The sequence below is a fragment of the Lyngbya confervoides BDU141951 genome (assembly GCF_000817775.3).
In the GTDB taxonomy this organism is placed as follows: Bacteria; Cyanobacteriota; Cyanobacteriia; order Thermosynechococcales; family Thermosynechococcaceae; genus Lyngbya; species Lyngbya confervoides.
Window position 1 is genome coordinate 144,763 of sequence record NZ_JTHE03000088.1, and the last position, 15,557, is coordinate 160,319.

15 protein-coding genes are annotated in these 15,557 nt (G+C 53.6%); 11 read left to right on the forward strand and 4 right to left on the reverse strand.

Translation table 11 applies throughout. The features are described 5' to 3' along the window. Positions 1-6 precede the first annotated feature (6 nt). The gene (locus QQ91_RS15395) at positions 7-1,428 is read left to right on the forward strand and encodes a D-alanyl-D-alanine carboxypeptidase (protein WP_166275909.1); all 1,422 of its coding nucleotides are present in this window, start codon (positions 7-9) and stop codon (positions 1,426-1,428) included. On the opposite strand, the gene QQ91_RS15400 is transcribed toward QQ91_RS15395, so the two are convergent. Together QQ91_RS15400 and QQ91_RS15405 are read right to left on the reverse strand one after the other, a co-directional pair. Continuing rightward, on the reverse strand, positions 1,425-1,925 hold the full coding sequence (locus QQ91_RS15400) for a hypothetical protein (protein ID WP_166275911.1): 501 nt from the start codon (positions 1,923-1,925) through the stop codon (positions 1,425-1,427). The genes QQ91_RS15395 and QQ91_RS15400 overlap by 4 nt on opposite strands. 144 nt (positions 1,926-2,069) lie before the next feature. Beyond that, positions 2,070-3,161 carry a glycosyltransferase family 4 protein gene (locus QQ91_RS15405; protein ID WP_166275913.1) on the reverse strand — a complete coding sequence of 364 codons (1,092 nt, stop codon included), beginning with the start codon at positions 3,159-3,161 and terminating at the stop codon, positions 2,070-2,072. A 216-nt stretch (positions 3,162-3,377) separates the two neighbouring features. Here QQ91_RS15405 and QQ91_RS15410 point away from each other — a divergent pair, with 216 nt between their 5' ends. From QQ91_RS15410 to QQ91_RS15425, 4 genes are all read left to right on the forward strand, one after another. After that, complete coding sequence (locus tag QQ91_RS15410; protein ID WP_166275915.1) at positions 3,378-4,538, forward strand: glycosyltransferase family 4 protein; 1,161 nt, start codon at positions 3,378-3,380, stop codon at positions 4,536-4,538. 136 nt (positions 4,539-4,674) lie between these two features. Then, complete coding sequence (gene mscL, locus QQ91_RS15415; protein WP_166275917.1) at positions 4,675-5,103, forward strand: large conductance mechanosensitive channel protein MscL; 429 nt, start codon at positions 4,675-4,677, stop codon at positions 5,101-5,103. A gap of 124 nt (positions 5,104-5,227) precedes the next feature. Next, entirely contained in the window at positions 5,228-5,791 is a 564-nt protein-coding gene (locus tag QQ91_RS15420) for a hypothetical protein (protein ID WP_166275919.1), read from the forward strand. A 189-nt stretch (positions 5,792-5,980) separates the two neighbouring features. Then, positions 5,981-6,523 carry a thioredoxin family protein gene (locus tag QQ91_RS15425; protein WP_166275921.1) on the forward strand — a complete coding sequence of 181 codons (543 nt, stop codon included), beginning with the start codon at positions 5,981-5,983 and terminating at the stop codon, positions 6,521-6,523. Here the strand turns inward: QQ91_RS15425 and murG are convergent. Continuing rightward, the gene (murG, locus tag QQ91_RS15430) at positions 6,520-7,632 is read right to left on the reverse strand and encodes an undecaprenyldiphospho-muramoylpentapeptide beta-N-acetylglucosaminyltransferase (RefSeq protein WP_166275923.1); all 1,113 of its coding nucleotides are present in this window, start codon (positions 7,630-7,632) and stop codon (positions 6,520-6,522) included. The two genes, QQ91_RS15425 and murG, sit on opposite strands and share 4 nt — an antisense overlap. Positions 7,633-7,873: 241 nt before the next feature. On the opposite strand from murG, the gene QQ91_RS15435 reads away from it, so the two are divergent. The 6 genes from QQ91_RS15435 to QQ91_RS15460 all read left to right on the forward strand — a co-directional run bounded on the left by QQ91_RS15435 (position 7,874) and on the right by QQ91_RS15460 (position 14,196). Next, a complete protein-coding gene (locus QQ91_RS15435; protein WP_166275925.1) occupies positions 7,874-8,638 on the forward strand; it encodes a DUF8623 domain-containing protein in 765 nt (254 codons plus the stop codon). 273 nt (positions 8,639-8,911) lie between these two features. Further along, positions 8,912-9,628, forward strand: coding sequence for a septum site-determining protein MinC (gene minC / locus QQ91_RS15440; protein ID WP_250833373.1), 717 nt, complete (start codon positions 8,912-8,914; stop codon positions 9,626-9,628). Positions 9,629-9,711: 83 nt separating this feature from the next. Further along, positions 9,712-10,509 (forward strand): septum site-determining protein MinD, encoded by a 798-nt coding sequence (gene minD / locus QQ91_RS15445; protein ID WP_166275929.1) that lies wholly within the window; start codon positions 9,712-9,714, stop codon positions 10,507-10,509. 87 nt (positions 10,510-10,596) lie between these two features. Then, a complete protein-coding gene (minE, locus tag QQ91_RS15450) occupies positions 10,597-10,884 on the forward strand; it encodes a cell division topological specificity factor MinE (protein WP_166275931.1) in 288 nt (95 codons plus the stop codon). Positions 10,885-11,100: 216 nt separating this feature from the next. Beyond that, on the forward strand, positions 11,101-12,441 hold the full coding sequence (locus tag QQ91_RS15455) for a gluconeogenesis factor YvcK family protein (RefSeq protein ID WP_236095907.1): 1,341 nt from the start codon (positions 11,101-11,103) through the stop codon (positions 12,439-12,441). A gap of 168 nt (positions 12,442-12,609) precedes the next feature. After that, positions 12,610-14,196 carry a glycoside hydrolase family 57 protein gene (locus tag QQ91_RS15460; RefSeq protein ID WP_166275933.1) on the forward strand — a complete coding sequence of 529 codons (1,587 nt, stop codon included), beginning with the start codon at positions 12,610-12,612 and terminating at the stop codon, positions 14,194-14,196. 159 nt (positions 14,197-14,355) lie between these two features. Here the strand turns inward: QQ91_RS15460 and QQ91_RS15465 are convergent, their stop codons facing one another. Further along, positions 14,356-15,159, reverse strand: a complete 804-nt coding sequence (locus QQ91_RS15465) for a mechanosensitive ion channel family protein (protein WP_166275935.1) — start codon at positions 15,157-15,159, stop codon at positions 14,356-14,358. Positions 15,160-15,557: the final 398 nt, after the last annotated feature.

Consider the following 15,557-nt stretch of genomic DNA (forward strand, 5'->3'; position numbering starts at 1 on the left):
AGACTGATGAAAAAGAAAATTTTCTGGCCTCTGGATATTCATCTAGACCTCCATTTTGTCACTTTGCAGCCCGGCGGGCTGGGGTGCAACCGACGGTTAGGTCAAGCAGCGATTTTAGGAGGCTTGTTGCTGTTCGTGACTGCTTGTAATGGGACCCAAACATCGTCGTCTGGCCCATCCATTCCCGATCCTCCAGCGGCCTCCCCGTCAGCGGTGACGACGATTGCGCAGTTTGCTCTTGTACAACCCCAGGCTGATCAGGCTGAATTAACGCGACGGTATCTTTCTAGTCTGCAAGATCAGGGATTCAACAGTCAGGATCAGGGATTTTGGGTGCAAAATGAATCTGAGCTTTTGGCCTCCCATCAGGGTAGGGTTTCCCTCCCCGCTGCCTCCATCACCAAAATTGCAACCACCTTGGCTGCCCTGGAAAAACTAGGTCCGCAGCACCGCTTTCAAACCACCCTGAACTATCAAGGGACCCTATCTTCTGGAAAACTGCTGGGGAACCTGGTGGTGTCCGGCGGTGCAGACCCTTTCTTCGTCTGGGAAGATGGCATCCAGTTAGCAAACCTGCTTGAGACCCTGGGCATTCGAGAGGTGACCGGGAATATTCTGGTAACCCCTGGGTTTCAGATGAATTTTGAGACCGATCCACTCCGCTCAGGTCAATTACTCAAGCAGGCAATGGATCAATCCCAATGGTCAGAGGAAGCGAGCGCCCAATATCAGACCCTCCCCCCCAACACACCGCGACCAAGCCTAGAGATCGCAGGTCAGGTACAGGTCATTCCCTCGCCTCCCACGGACACCAAGCTCCTGGTGCGCCATTCGTCCCTGCCGCTAATTGAATTACTCAAGCGCATGAATCGCTATAGCAACAATCCGATGGCGGATCAAATTGCCAACTATATTGGCGGCCCCCAGATGCTGGAGTCTACGGTCTTGCGTTTGACGGGGATTGATCCAGAGGAGGTGTCCTTCATCAACGGGTCTGGGCTGGGCGAGGAGAATAAAATCTCGGCCCGCGGTGCCAGCTTCATGCTGATTGCCCTGGCCAATTTGCTCGAGTCCCAGCAATACCGTCTTGGGGATGTGATCACCCTGATTGGGTTGGATGAAGGCATCCTCGATACCCGTCCACTTCCAGAGCATATTCTCGTAAAATCAGGAACCCTTGACCAGGTCAGCGCCTTGGTCGGCGTCATTCCCACCCAACAGCAGGGCCTGATCTGGTTTTCCATGCTCAATTCCCAGGGCGATGTTGACCGCTACCGAGAGCATCAAGAGCAAATGCTCCGAACCATAATTGAGCGCTGGGGACCCACGCAACCCCAAGCGAATCAACTCCAGCCCACCCGCTCGGGCGCAGACTTTACTGCCATCAATGAAGTTCTCCTTCCCCCAAATTCCCAACCAGGACGTTAATCACTGCCTCCCCACCGCCAGCGAGGATTCCCATTGAGAATCGTCTGAAACAGAATGCTGGTGGTGTAGTTATTGGGATCTCGGTTGCCGGTCATGTCCAAAGTGAAGTAGACCTGTCCCCCCTCATACCAAACCCGCATGTAGGAATGATCCTGGTAGGCTTCCCCATCGACGGTTGTCATCCTCGCTGTGCCCAGGCAATTGCGATAGGCAGGCTTGAGGGTCCCGGTCCAGGTCACGCTGAACGGCCGACTCTCGGCAAAGCGAATATTGGTGGCAATCGCGGTCAAATTTGCAGTGCCATTCAGGGCGTATCCCCCCTCTTGGTAGGGAAGGTTCGTCTCATAGGCAATGACGGTGGGGGGACAGTTGGGGTCTCCGCTCTGCCGCGTCAAGGCCGGCAGGGTCTCAAAGGCTATTGTGCGAGCCAGGACAGGAGGAGAAAACAGCAAAAGACTCAGAGGGAAAAGAGCGCAACACAAAAGAGAGGGTTTCATGGGACTTTATCTCCAGTATTAGCCTAAAGATGCCAAAGATTCGGCGGGCCGAGGGTGATCCGGTGGGAGCGTTACAGTGATTTAGATCAGGCCCTGGTCAGGATCCATTGCCCAAGGTCAACAGCCATGGAGCCAGAGGCACACTCACGGCACCAGTCCTTGGAGTACAGCCCAGGTTTCCCGAGCGCAGGTTAGCCAGGAGAACTTCTGCGCCTGGGCCATCGCCTTTTGCCGGAGCTCTGCCCGCAGGGCTGGATTGAGAAACAGACGCCGCACTTGATGGGCAATGGCTTGGGGATCTGAGGGGTCAAAATAGAGCGCTGCATCCCCACAGACCTCCGGCATAGAAGCAGCCTTAGAAACCAGAACCGGACAGCCACAGACCATGGCCTCAAGGGGTGTTAACCCAAACCCTTCATAGTAGGAAGCATGGATGAATCCCCAGGCAGATTCATAGAGGGCTTTAAGCTGGCGATCGCCAATATAGCCCAGCCGCACAATTTGCTGAGACTGTGCCAAATCATCCGCTGCGGCAAAAACCTGACGGTTGCGACCCCCAATAATCACCACTTTTAAATCTGATAAATCGCTCAGGTAGGGCAGCGCCTGCACCACAGCCCTGAAATTTTTGTGGGGACTGAGACTGCTCACCGCCAACACAAAGGGCTGATTCTCCAGCTGAGCCTGGCGCAAAATGGAAGGGTCCGGAGAAATACGCTGCATGTGCTCACGGCCTTCATAGATGACCTTGACTCGGTCTAGGGGAATCCCAAGATGGTGAGCAATCTCACGCTTTGAGAACTGAGACACGGTTAGCAACCTAAGAACCTTCCGGCTCAACTGATGGAACAATAGGCCATACCAGGCTCGGAAGGCCCACGAGTAGGCCTCTGGAACCGCGTAAATTGAAACGTCGTGGAGGGTCAGCACCTGGTCGCGTTTCCCCAGGGGAGCGGTATTGCCTAAATTAACCAGCAGTCCCCCACGACTGTAGCGGGGCAGATCGATCTGCTCCCATAGATGCCCCTGCCATCGACCCACGGCCTGAATCGGGAGATTCGACAAGGACAGGGAGATTTCAGTGCCTGGGGGCACTAAAACCGTGATCGCCTCAAAGGGATTGGGGAGTTCATCAGCGGCAATTAGCGTATCAATTGCCTGAACCAACTCCCGTGCATAGCGCTGAACACCGGTAACCTGCTGCGTTAAGAACCGACCGTTAATAAAAAGTTGCATGAATTGAGAAGTTGCATAGCCCCGCAATCGCAAGGGGAGAAATAAACCCAGGTGAGTATACCCTATGCCCCCAGGACCGATCAGGCGGGGAAGGGCAATCTGAAAATCCCGCCTGAAGCCCTTCGGCTGATATGGTAGCGAGGGATCTCCCTGACCTTGCTCTGCCTCGATCTCTGTGCGGCGCCATCGATTTTTCCCTTCAGCTTTAAATTGACCATGTCCACCTCTCCCCAAACTCCGGCAACCATCGTTTTTATTGGCCTGGGATGGTTTCCCCACAGTCCCGGCGGCAACGAGAGATATGTCTATGAGCTAACCCGTCAGCTGGCGAAGCGGGGCGATCGCATTGAGCTATGCGGGGTTGACCTGCCAAATGAGCAGCCAGACAACGCCCTGATATTGACAAATCTGTGTCAAAGTCATTGGCCCTTGCCGAAACGACTGCGAGAAACCCGCCGACAGTTCCTGCAACGGAGCTCGCAAACTCCAGATGCCATCAATCTTCACTTTCCCCTTTACGGATTACCGCTCCTGTCGGTACTTCCCCCTCACATCCCCGTAACCCTCACCTTTCACGGTCCCTGGGCTGCGGAAAGCCAGCAGGAGGGCGCCAACTGGTTCAGCGTTGCCCTCAAGCGCTGGGTAGAGCGGCGGGTCTACCACGAAATGGATCGCTTCATTGTCCTCAGCCATGCCTTTGGCACCATTTTGCACCGGGATTACGGCATTCCGTGGGATCAAATTCGTGTTATTCCAGGGGGCGTTGATATTGAACGATTCGCGCCGAAATACAATCAGCAGGAGGCCCGGCAGGTTCTGGGCTGGCCCAGGGATCGCTGGACCTTATTCACGCCGCGGCGGTTAGTGCCGCGCATGGGTCTAGAGATTCTAATTCAGGCAGTGGCCCAGCTTAAACCCCATTATCCAGCCCTGAGCCTGGCAATTGCTGGCAAGGGTCCTCTGCAAAGGTCCTTAGAACAGCAAATTACGGATCTGCAGCTATCCGACTCTGTCCACCTGCTGGGGTTTATGCCTGATGAGGATTTGCCCACGGCCTATCAGGCCGCAGACCTCACCCTAATTCCCAGCCAGGCTCTGGAGGGGTTCGGGTTGGTGTTGCTTGAGTCTTTGGCCTGTGGAACGCCGGTGGTTTGCACCCCCGTTGGCGGTATGCCTGAAGTCCTCCAGCCCTTTAGTCCACAGCTGATTACCGCAGGCACCAGTATTCAGGCCCTCGCCCAAACATTACAGCAGATTTTAGATCAGAAACTGCCGCTGCCCACAGGTGCCGATTGCCGCGCCCATATCTGCGCGCACTATGACTGGTCAGGGGTGGCTGAGCGAGTGCGACAGGTTTTACTGGAAGACATCCATTAATAACTGCTCCTGAGGCAATCAGAGCCGGGGGAGATTCGGGAAATCAGCTCCGTTTGTGTCAATTGCGCAACAAATTGCCTTCTTCCTTTCAAAACAAAATAAAATTTTTCTGACTTTTTTCTGGATGACCTTAGGTATGACCGCGAATTATCGCCAGCGAGCAAACGGCTTTTTTAGCGACTTTAAAGACTTTTTGATGCGTGGAAACGTCCTTGACCTAGCGATTGCCGTGGTCATTGGAGGAGCCTTTGGCAAGATCGTGACCTCACTCGTGGAGGATGTGTTGACCCCCGCCATTCTCAATCCCGCCATGAAGGCGGCCAAGGTTGAGGAGCTGGCACAACTGCAGTTTAATTCAATCAAATACGGGTCGTTCTTAGCGGCTGTTTTAAACTTTATCGTGATTGCCTTTGTGATTTTTCTGGTGATTCGATCCTTTGAAGCGGCCCAGCGCCGACTGCAACGACAGCAGACCCTAGCGGAAGAAGCAGCCCCCCCCGATCCGCAACAGCAGCTGGTGGAGGCGATGAATCGACTCACGCAAGCCATCGAACGCCAGTCCTAGGCAGGGATCTAGACGGATCCGAACAGAGCCTCTCTAAGATTAAATAAAAGCAAAAAAGCGCGGGAAGACCGATTTATGGCCTTAAAATCAAGGTCAGAATCAGTTTTGCCTTGGAGGCAACGCTATGAAACTCCTGACTAGAACTGCATTGGCTCTCGTTATCGCGATGGGAACCTGTTTTCCTGCATTGGCTGGATCAAGCGCCAATAGCACGATTCCTGGCAATGAAATTAGCGGCGAAGTTGAATCGGTGGAGGGCACAACGCTCACCGTCAAAACCGCTGATGGCTCAACTCAGCACTATCTGGTAGACCCTGCCCTGCCCTCTGCTCTGGGACTAGAGGCAGGATCCAAGATTTCAATTAGTGGAAAGGATCTGCGCCGCGGTGTCATCACTGGGGTTGATGACAACACCATTAAGGTCAAGCACGATAATGGGGATGTGATGACCTACATTATCAATCGTGAGAGCCGCACCTACCTGAGCTATGGCGATCGCGTGATTGTCAATGCCCGTGGTGATGTGGTTCGAGAAGACTGGTATAAGCTTACCGCCAATGAGGTGGCTCGCGTTTACGATTATTCCATTGCCACCCGAATCACCCAGTCCGTGGCCACAACTCCCCCGGTGGTAACCCCTGCTCCCACCTATACCCCTCCAGCTGGACCAGTCCCAGCGATGTGGTAGTCCCCAACTTCTGTACGATTACCGTCTACTGCGATTGAGACGATCAAGGGTGAGTCCTGATCGTCTTTTTCTGTGGCCTTTTGTTGACCTTCCTCTTTTCAAGGGCAACCCTCCGGTCCTTGAGCCGGGAGGAACAACTTTCAGTATCATGCAGTTAGGTCCAGATGAAAAATTCAGTCCCCAGCTTGCATGAAACACACCCTGCGAAACTTTGTAATAACCGTTACTGCAATTGTTCTGAGTCTTTTTTTAGTTCTTGGCCTGCGCACCCAAAGCCAATCTCCCTCTCTGGCAGGGTTGGCTGAATCGGCAACCCCGCTGGAGGTGGCCATGGGGAACCAGAAGCCCACGTTAGTCGAATTCTATGCGGATTGGTGCACCAGTTGTCGAGCCATGGTGGGGGATATGGAAGCCCTGCGGCAGAAATACGGCGAGACGCTTAATTTTGTCATGCTCAACGTTGATAACAGTAAGTGGCTGCCTGAATTAATCCAGTACCGGGTGGATGGCATTCCCCACTTTGTATTTTTTGACCGAAACGCTGCGGCGGTGGCTGCGGCAGTGGGAGAGCAGCCCCGATTCATTCTGGAGGGTAACCTATCGGCCCTAGTGGCAGGCCAGCCTCTCCCCTACGTCGCCCAGATGGGGAGTACATCGGAGATTGAGTCTCCTCAGTTTGGCGCCACGCAGGACAATCCTCGCAGCCATGGCGCTCAGGTGCAGAAAACCTAAGCGCAGTACTGGCGGACCATGGCCACCACCTGTTCCGTACTGTTGGGAACTGCCACCTGCCGCGCCTGGGCTGCCATCCGCTCTAAGGACTGGGGATGGGCCAGCCAATCGAGGACCAGGGCTTCTAGATCTGCGGGATTGAGATCTGCCTCGCGGAACATCACCCCGGCCCCCGCCTCAACATACACCTTGGCATTAAAGGCTTGATGATCCTCTGCTGCGTAGGGATAGGGGATCAAAATCGCCGGGGTCCCGGTAACGGCCAGCTCCGTGAGGGTTCCTGCCCCAGATCGACTAATGGCCAGGTTAGCTCGCTGCAGCAAGCCCGCCATGTTCTCAAAAAAAGAGAACTCTAGGTAGTGGGGATGGGTGTAGCTGTGAGCGTCTGGGTCGCGATCGCCTGTTAAATGCACAATCCAAGCCCCCGCCTCCAGCCACGGCTCTAAACAGGCCCGAACCTTGCGGTTGAGTCCAACCGCCCCCTGACTGCCACCGGCCACAACAATCACAGGGGCCGTCTCTGGGATGGGTAAATCGAGGGGCTGAGGCGATTGAAACTGCGATCGCACCGGGGTTCCCACCCATCGGGTAGTCTTTGCTTGAGGCAAATACTGGGCAGCACGCTCAAACCCGAGCGCCACGACTGTACACCAGCGACTCAGACTGCGGGTTACCTTCCCAGGGATCGCATTGGACTCGTGCAGAATGCTGGGTAACCCAAGGGTACGTGCCGCAATAATTGCGGGGGCGGCAATATATCCCCCAGTGGTCAAGACCCCTTTAAATTGGCCCTGCTGCAGAATTCGACGGGTTCTCCAAATGGACACCAAAAATTTGAGGAAGACCCAAAGGGCGCGCAGATCCTTACTTTGAAAACCTTCCACCGAAATAACTCGCAAGGGGTAATCCTCAGGCACAAGCTGAGTTTCAAGCCGATCGCTGACCCCCAACCATTCCACACTTACCTGCTCCGCCCGCAGCTGATCAGCAATGGCCAGGGCCGGAAACAGATGTCCTCCGGTGCCACTGGCAGCAATCAGTAGCCGAGATGGGTGGGTCCCCTGGGGAGGACAAGCAGCAGGGTTAGAATCTAGGGTGCGCAGGTTCATCGCTCTGGGTAAAAAATAAGAAAAAAAGGTGGGCTACAATCAAATCACCCAAGCTGGCAAGAACGTCGCAATTTTAGTACGAATTGTTACATAGAGTGCGACGACCCCAATGGGAACTTTGTAATGAACGATTCATAAGGCTGAGATTTTGACCATGCTTCCATCCCCCCTTAAGGTATGTCTCCTTTGTACAACCCTAGTCACAACTTCCCTGGTGGGGCTACCTCCCGCATGGTCACAGATGGGGTCCCCCCCCTCCGCCATCGAAGCAGCCGAACCCAAACTCGCCCAGGACAGCGCTCCTCCGGATCTGGCGGCCTGGGTTGCCACCATGGACAAAGCCGCCAATGAGCGAAAGCTGAACACCTTGCTGAAGCAATATGAACGGGACTTCGTCCACAGTGATGGTTTGACGCGTGCCCAGATGAAGAAGGCCATTCGCAACTTTTGGCAGCAATATGATCAACTCACCTACACCACCCGCATTGACTCCTGGGAAATGCCTGAGCCGGGCGTCTACACGACCCAAACAACCACCACAATTTCAGGTCGCCAAACCCAGGGGAAACCCCAGCCCAAGTCGCTACAAACAACGCTGGTCTCCCAGCAAACAATTCAAAACTCTCGAATTATTCGTCAAGCGACGCTCTCAGAAAAAACCATGGTCACCTCCGGAAGCAACCCGCCCAAGGTGCAGGTCAATTTGCCGGAGTCGGTTCGAGCCGGAGAGGAATATTACTTTGATGTGATCGTGGATGAGCCGCTCGGCAACCGCATTCTGCTCGGAGCCGCCCTGGAGGAAACCGTGGATCCCCAGGGGCATCTTCAACCGGCCCAGTTTGAGCTGGAATCCCTGTCAACCGGGGGACTGTTTAAGGTGGGCAAAGCCCCCGAAACTGCCCAGGATGAATGGATTTCTGCAATTTTAATCCAGGACGGTGGCATGCTTGTGGTTAGCCAACGCCTGTCCGTCGAGCCTCGATCCTCGGCAAAATCTAATCCCTAGAATTCCTTCCGGCCCAGGGCGTGCTTGCCCAGAAAGCCTAAGGTTGAGGGAAAAGGGATGGGGAAGAGTTCCCCACCGGAATCCATTTCAAAATCTCGATGCCCCGTATTATGCTGGATGGAATCTTGTGTCCATAGGTTTTGACGGCTTTTCATGAGTAATTCAAATGCCTCACCTCATCGTTCAGCAGATGCTTCGACTCAACCCTCAAACCGACGTGAGAGTGCACAAAACTTTCTAACCACTCACCCCTTGCGCCCCGTTGAGCTTTCAATGTGTGATGGTCGGGTGGTCCTGTTGTTACCCGAACAGGACGGGTCAGAAAGTGACTGGTCCTCCATTTTGCAGCGTATTCAGCAGCACATCTGCCAACCGACTCCGCCTTGGGCAGCCAATAGTAAGGTTGATCTTATTGTCGGGAAGCGATTGCTCGATCCCCGACAGATGCAGGTGCTGGCAAAGGCACTAGGTCAGGCCAAACTGATCCTGGATTGCGTCCACACCAGTCGCCGTCAAACGGCGGTGGCGGCGGTGACTGCCGGGTATTCGGTTCAGCAAACCGCCCCAGATCAGCTGGTTCAAAAGTTGAATCAGGCCCAGGGAACTCAGCTTAAATTTGCGCCTCCCCCTCAGCCCCAGGCAACCTTAGCCACCCCGTTATTTTTAACCAAGACCATTCGCTCGGGCAGTGAAATCCAGCATGGGGGACATATTTTTTTACTGGGAGATGTCAACCCAGGCGGAACGATTATTGCCGATGGTGATATTGTGATTTGGGGGAGATTGAGGGGCGTTGCCCACGCAGGTGCGAGTGGCGATCGCGGAGCCTGTATTATGGCCCTGAGGATGGAGCCAACCCAACTGCGCATTGCAAACAAGGTCGCTCGGGCACCGGCGGCAAAATTAGAAGAAATCTATCCAGAGGTCGCCCATATTGCAGCCGAGGGCATCCGAATTACCCGAGCCTACGATTACTCGCGGCTAACATAGGCTATGGTTAATACCTTATAGGCCGTCTATATCTTCCTGTCTAAGTTCAAGCTTTAAAAATTTCAATTCAAGTTTTTACGATTATGGGTCGCATCATTGTCATTACATCGGGTAAGGGAGGCGTTGGAAAGACGACCTGTTCTGCCAACATTGGCATGGCGCTTGCTCGCCTGAATCGATCCGTGGCGCTGCTAGATGCAGATTTTGGTCTGAGGAATTTAGATCTGTTGCTGGGGCTAGAAAATCGGGTCGTTTACACGGCTCTCGACGTTCTAGATGGCCAGTGTCGCCTGGAGCAAGCATTGGTGCGCGATAAGCGTCAGCGGGATTTGGTGCTGTTGCCTGCGGCCCAGAGCCGAAATAAGGATGCGATCACCCCGGATCAAATGCGCCAGCTCGCCCTGGAACTCACCCAACGCTATGACTATGTGCTCATCGACTGCCCGGCGGGGATTGAGATGGGCTTCCAAAATGCGATCGCCCCGGCTGAAGAAGCCCTAATTGTCACAACTCCAGAAATTTCGGCAGTGCGGGATGCCGATCGTGTGATTGGACTGCTTGAGGCCCACGAGATTAAAAAGATTCAGCTCATCGTGAATCGAATTCGGCCCGCCATGGTTCAGAACAACGACATGATGTCCGTAGCCGATGTGCAGGAAATTCTCTCCATTCCGCTGATCGGCATTATCCCCGATGATGAACAGGTAATTGTTTCGACCAATCGCGGTGAGCCACTGGTCCTGTCCGAGGATCTCTCCCTCAGCGGCATGGCCATTCGGAATATCGCAGACCGCATCGAAGGAAAAGAGGTTGACCTTCTTGACCTGGATGCCCCCTACGATACCCTGCTGGCTAGAATTCGACGGTTCTTTTCGCGGTAACCAGCAACATGAGTCCATGGAAAAATTTCTGGTCTCCATTGGAACAATAGCAATTAGCCTACTCATCTTGTCCTGGTTCTAAAGCCTATGATTACTGAATTGCTTGAACGCTTATTTTTTGGCTCAGATTTATCTAGCAGCCGGGATCAAGTCAAACGACGCTTAAAGCTGGTTCTGGCCCATGACCGAGCGGATTTAACCCCTGAGATGATGGAAGCCATGCGCCGGGAAATTTTAGAAGTGGTGTCTCGCTATGTCGAACTAGACAACGACGGGCTGAACGTTTCCCTGGAATCCGACCAGCGCACCACAGCCTTAATTGCTAATCTCCCCATTCGCAGAATTAAAGCTGAACAAGATCCCCCCTTGGCCTAAGGATGAGCAGCCCAGGTTTGTGGCTCGATTCCCTGCAAGTTCGCAGGATGGGGGCAGGCATAGATTCGGGCTCAAGCACACCCAGGCCATTGGCATCGGAATGGATCTTTTCATCCTCCCTCCCTTGCAGTTTAATTGAGGCAGCTAGGTCAACACCAGTCCCAAGTCGTGGAAGTCTAGTTAGCTGACGTCTAGTTTCATCGCTCCTCCAATCACTTGAGACAACATTCGCCAACAACGGCATATGTGGGTAAGGCGGCTAAATGGCTTTCTCCGGGGCTTGCCATTAAGCGCTGGATGGTTATCAGCTTAATTGGCTTGTTTTTAATTGGCTTTGGGCTAACTATCTTAATTCAGCCCTCTCCCATCTTTTTAACCCTGCAGCAGCTATTTCGGGGTTTGGCCTGGGTGGCGCGGATCTTACCTAGCTATTTGAGCGGATCACTGGTTATTCTCCTGGGCACGATCTTGGTTTGGTGGGGACAAACGCGCACCCTTGGCTCCATCACGGAGGTGTTGATTCCCGATCATAAAAATGAGCTGGTGGATAAGCTCATTGCCCACCGCCGCTTAAATCGTGGCCCCAAGGTGGTCGCCCTGGGAGGGGGAACAGGACTTTCTACCTTGCTGCGCGGGTTAAAAACCTATAGCGCCAACATTACAGCCGTGGTGACGGTGGCCGATAATGGCGGATCCTCTGGACGATTGCGCAAGGAACTGGGCGGTATTCCCCCTGGGGATATCCGCAACTGCTTGGCCGCCCTGGCCGATCAAGAAAAGCTGATTACCGAACTGTTTCAGTATCGATTCGATGCCGGAGATGGCTTGGCGGGCCATAGTTTTGGCAATCTGTTTCTCTCGGCGATGAATCAGGTCACAGAAAGTTGGGAACAGGCGATCGCGGCCAGTTCGGAAGTGCTAGCAGTGCGGGGACAAGTCCTCCCGGCAACCCTCAGCGATGTTAATCTCTGGGCTGAACTAGAAGACGGCCGTCGAATTGAGGGAGAGTCTGAAATTTCTTCGGCTGGCGGAAAAATTCGGAAAATTGGCTGTCTTCCCGAATGTCCGCCTGCGCTGCCCCGCGTGATTGAAGCCATCAACGAGGCAGAGCTGATCGTCTTTGGCCCCGGCAGCTTATACACCAGCGTCATTCCCAACCTGTTGGTACCAGAGATCGTGGAGGCGATCGCGGCCCGGAACGTGCCAAAAATTTACATTTGTAACATCATGAGTCAGCCTGGTGAAACCGATGGCTACTCCGTCTCTGACCATATTAAAGCTATCTATCGAGCCACCGGATGCAAGCTGTTTAACACTGTCTTGGTCCAAAAAATTCCACCCTCGCCCTCGGTACTGGTGCGCTATGCCCATAAATATTCCTTTCCGATTCCCATCGATCGCCAGGAGCTCATTCGCATGGGATGCCGAGTCATCTTAGCAAACGTCATGGATGAAAATACCAAGCTCAAATACGTTCGCCACAGTTCCCCACGGCTGGGACGGGTCATCATTCGCTGGTACGAGAAAAAAGCTGGCATCCCTCCCTCAGATCGCTAAGCCTCTGCCCCCTTAACAACCTGGAAGCTTTGATGAGGAGCAGCCTCGCCAAGAAATTTTGCCTCGCCAACCCCCGTCATTTCTCCGCAAAGGTGTAGTAAAAAGCACGCTTGTGCGCATGTTTTAGCCTATGCTTTTAACAATTAATACAATAAAGTTCATATTTGTATGAGTATTGGCTATCTTGCACTCGTCCTGCACGCCCATCTGCCCTTTGTCCGCCATCCCGAAAGTTCCTATGTGCTAGAGGAAGAGTGGCTATACGAAGCCATTATTGAAACTTATATTCCGCTGCTAAAGGTCTTTGAAGGTCTCAAGCGCGATGGAGTAGATTTTAAGCTCACCATGAGCATGACCCCTCCTTTGGTGTCTATGCTGCGTGATGAATTGCTCCAGGACCGTTTTGAGGCCCACCTAGCCCAACTTGAAGAACTGGCCAAAAAGGAGGTCCTCCGCCACACCCACAATGGCCATCTAAAGTATTTAGCCGAGTACTACGTTGAAGAGTTTAGCCAGGTTCGCAAAGTTTGGACGCAGCATGAGCGCGACCTGGTAACCGCCTTCAACCAGTATCAAGCCTCCAACAACCTGGAGATTATCACCTGCGGGGCAACCCACGGCTATTTGCCACTGATGAAAATGTATCCCCAGGCAGTGTGGGCACAAATTCAGGTGGCCTGTGAACATTACGAAGAAAATTTTGGTCGCCAACCGCGCGGTATTTGGGTGCCAGAGTGCGCCTACTACGAAGGCTTAGAGCGGCAGCTTGCGGATGCTGGATTGCGCTACTTTATTATGGACGGGCATGGCCTACTCTACGCCCGTCCCCGACCTCGCTTTGGGGCCTATGCCCCCATTTTCACAGAAACGGGGGTGGCCGCCTTTGGGCGCGACCATGAGTCCTCCCAGCAGGTGTGGTCATCGGAGGTGGGGTATCCGGGAGCACCTGAATACCGGGAATTCTACAAGGATCTGGGGTGGGAAGCCGAGTACGAATATATCCAGCCCTACATCATGCCCAATGGTCAGCGCAAGAACGTGGGCATCAAGTATCACAAGATTACCGACCGCAGCGGTATCGGGGATAAGGCTCTTTATGATCCCTACTGGGCCAGGGAAAAAGCCGCCGACCATGCCGGTAATTTTATGTACAACCGTGAGCAGCAAGTCCGCCACTTACACGGGATTATGCAGCGCCCCCCCATTGTGGTTTCTCCCTACGATGCAGAGCTATTTGGGCATTGGTGGTACGAAGGACCCTGGTTCATTGATTATCTATACCGCAAGGTGTGGTTTGACCAGGACACCTTCGAGATGACTCACCTGGCCGACTATCTGCGCGCCCATCCTCATCAACAGGTCTGTCGCCCCTCCCAGTCAAGCTGGGGATACAAGGGATTCCATGAATATTGGTTGAACGATACCAATCAATGGATCTATCCCCATTTGCACAAGGCTGCAGAACGCATGATTGAGTTAGCCAGGCGCGAACCCGAGGATGAACTGCAGTGGAAGGCGCTGAATCAAGCGGCGCGTGAGCTACTGCTCGCTCAGTCCTCTGACTGGGCCTTTATCATGCGCACTGGCACCATGGTGCCCTATGCCGTCCGGCGAACGCGATCGCACCTGATGCGCTTTAATCGCCTGTATGAACAGCTGAATGCTGGGACTGTCGACGCGGGCTGGTTGGAAAAGGTTGAGGTCATTGACAATATTTTTCCCAACATTAACTATCGGGTTTACCGTCCCCTTTAAGGTATCCCCTTTCTATCCCCTCACAGGTAGGCTCTTCAACAACAACCTTCTCCATTGGGCCTGAAATTAGGCCCAATGGAGAAGGCCCGCTAGCGGCTCTGCTGCCAATGCCCTCCTCTAAAGGACGATACCAAGCTGGGAGGGGACTCCTTACCCAGACTATTGGGCACGATTCAGCATGGCATAGTGCTGCTGCGGTGCGGGATAGCCTGCTTCTCCAAAGGTCCTGCGAATGAGGCGATTGGTGTCGAAATAAACCTGCCAGTAGTACTGGTTTTCGCAGTAGGGACGCACCGCCAGAACCGGACCCATGGGAGAAAACTCCAGAATTTCAACATCGGGCGTTGGACTTTCTGAAATATTGGCAATTTGAGCCAGTCCTTGCTTGAGACGGTTAATGGCATCTTCGGGATCAACCGAGTGATCCAACTGGGCCACCAGTTCCACCCGTCGATAGGGATTGGCGGAGAAATTCTTGATGGTGTCGGAAAAGATCGTGTTGTTGGCGACGATAGTTTTGATGTTGTCCGGCGTATTAATGGTGGTCACAAACAACCCAATTTCCGCCACTGTCCCTTCAACCCCACCCGCTGATACGTAGTCTCCCACTCGAAAGGGACTGAACAGCACCAGGAAGACGCCTGCGGCAAAATGCGCCAGCAGACCGCCCCAGGCGGCGCCAATCGCAATGCCGCCTGCCGCCAACAGCGCGGCAAAGGAGGTGGTTTCAATGCCCAGGTAGCCCAAAATCGCCACAATGAGGACAATATTGAGAAGTACCCCCAGAGTTCCCTTGATATAGGAGAGTAAGGTGGCATCTACGCTGCTGCGCTTAAAAATACGATTGAGAAGACCCAGGCCAAATTTAATCAACCAGCGGCCCACAATCCAGAGGACGATGGCCCCTAGAATCTTCAAACCAATGGGAATAACGTAGGTTTGCAAAATAGCATCAATGTTCATAGCAAGGTGTCCGGAAGGTGGATGAAACCTGTCGATTCCGCGGGAGCGCTGAACTTAATTTTCTCCTGACGCGAGAACCGACAGACATAGGTTTTATGCACTGCTGATCTCCTAAAAGGAGATATCCCCCAGAAAGTGATTGATACCACAGATTTTTTGCTAAATCAGCAGATTGCAAACTCTTGTGACAATAAATGATGTAATTGCCCCCAGATCTCCTGGCCCAGGCACGGCTCGCTCTGCACGGGCTGCGGGTTTGGCGTTATGCTAGGGACTAGATTCTTCCACTGATTCAGGGTTCTCTTCACAGCAAGCGCATGAATATTCTCACGGATCTTCTCACCCCTTCTCCCCAGCCGGTTCGCCCAAAGCAAACTCGGGGCATTGAGCTGAAATCA

What these genes read in the sequence shown, in the direction of transcription:
- QQ91_RS15420 (WP_166275919.1), top strand. Translation starts at nt 5,228, where the DNA reads ATGAAACTCCTGACTAGAACTGCATTGGCTCTCGTTATCGCGATGGGA.
- minD (WP_166275929.1), top strand. Translation starts at nt 9,712, where the DNA reads ATGGGTCGCATCATTGTCATTACATCGGGTAAGGGAGGCGTTGGAAAG.
- QQ91_RS15435 (WP_166275925.1), top strand. Translation starts at nt 7,874, where the DNA reads ATGGGGTCCCCCCCCTCCGCCATCGAAGCAGCCGAACCCAAACTCGCC.
- minE (WP_166275931.1), top strand. Translation starts at nt 10,597, where the DNA reads ATGATTACTGAATTGCTTGAACGCTTATTTTTTGGCTCAGATTTATCT.
- QQ91_RS15410 (WP_166275915.1), top strand. Translation starts at nt 3,378, where the DNA reads ATGTCCACCTCTCCCCAAACTCCGGCAACCATCGTTTTTATTGGCCTG.
- murG (WP_166275923.1), bottom strand. Translation starts at nt 7,632, where the DNA reads ATGAACCTGCGCACCCTAGATTCTAACCCTGCTGCTTGTCCTCCCCAG.
- QQ91_RS15400 (WP_166275911.1), bottom strand. Translation starts at nt 1,925, where the DNA reads ATGAAACCCTCTCTTTTGTGTTGCGCTCTTTTCCCTCTGAGTCTTTTG.
- QQ91_RS15460 (WP_166275933.1), top strand. Translation starts at nt 12,610, where the DNA reads ATGAGTATTGGCTATCTTGCACTCGTCCTGCACGCCCATCTGCCCTTT.
- mscL (WP_166275917.1), top strand. Translation starts at nt 4,675, where the DNA reads ATGACCGCGAATTATCGCCAGCGAGCAAACGGCTTTTTTAGCGACTTT.
- QQ91_RS15405 (WP_166275913.1), bottom strand. Translation starts at nt 3,161, where the DNA reads ATGCAACTTTTTATTAACGGTCGGTTCTTAACGCAGCAGGTTACCGGT.
- minC (WP_250833373.1), top strand. Translation starts at nt 8,912, where the DNA reads ATGTGTGATGGTCGGGTGGTCCTGTTGTTACCCGAACAGGACGGGTCA.
- QQ91_RS15395 (WP_166275909.1), top strand. Translation starts at nt 7, where the DNA reads ATGAAAAAGAAAATTTTCTGGCCTCTGGATATTCATCTAGACCTCCAT.
- QQ91_RS15465 (WP_166275935.1), bottom strand. Translation starts at nt 15,159, where the DNA reads ATGAACATTGATGCTATTTTGCAAACCTACGTTATTCCCATTGGTTTG.
- QQ91_RS15425 (WP_166275921.1), top strand. Translation starts at nt 5,981, where the DNA reads ATGAAACACACCCTGCGAAACTTTGTAATAACCGTTACTGCAATTGTT.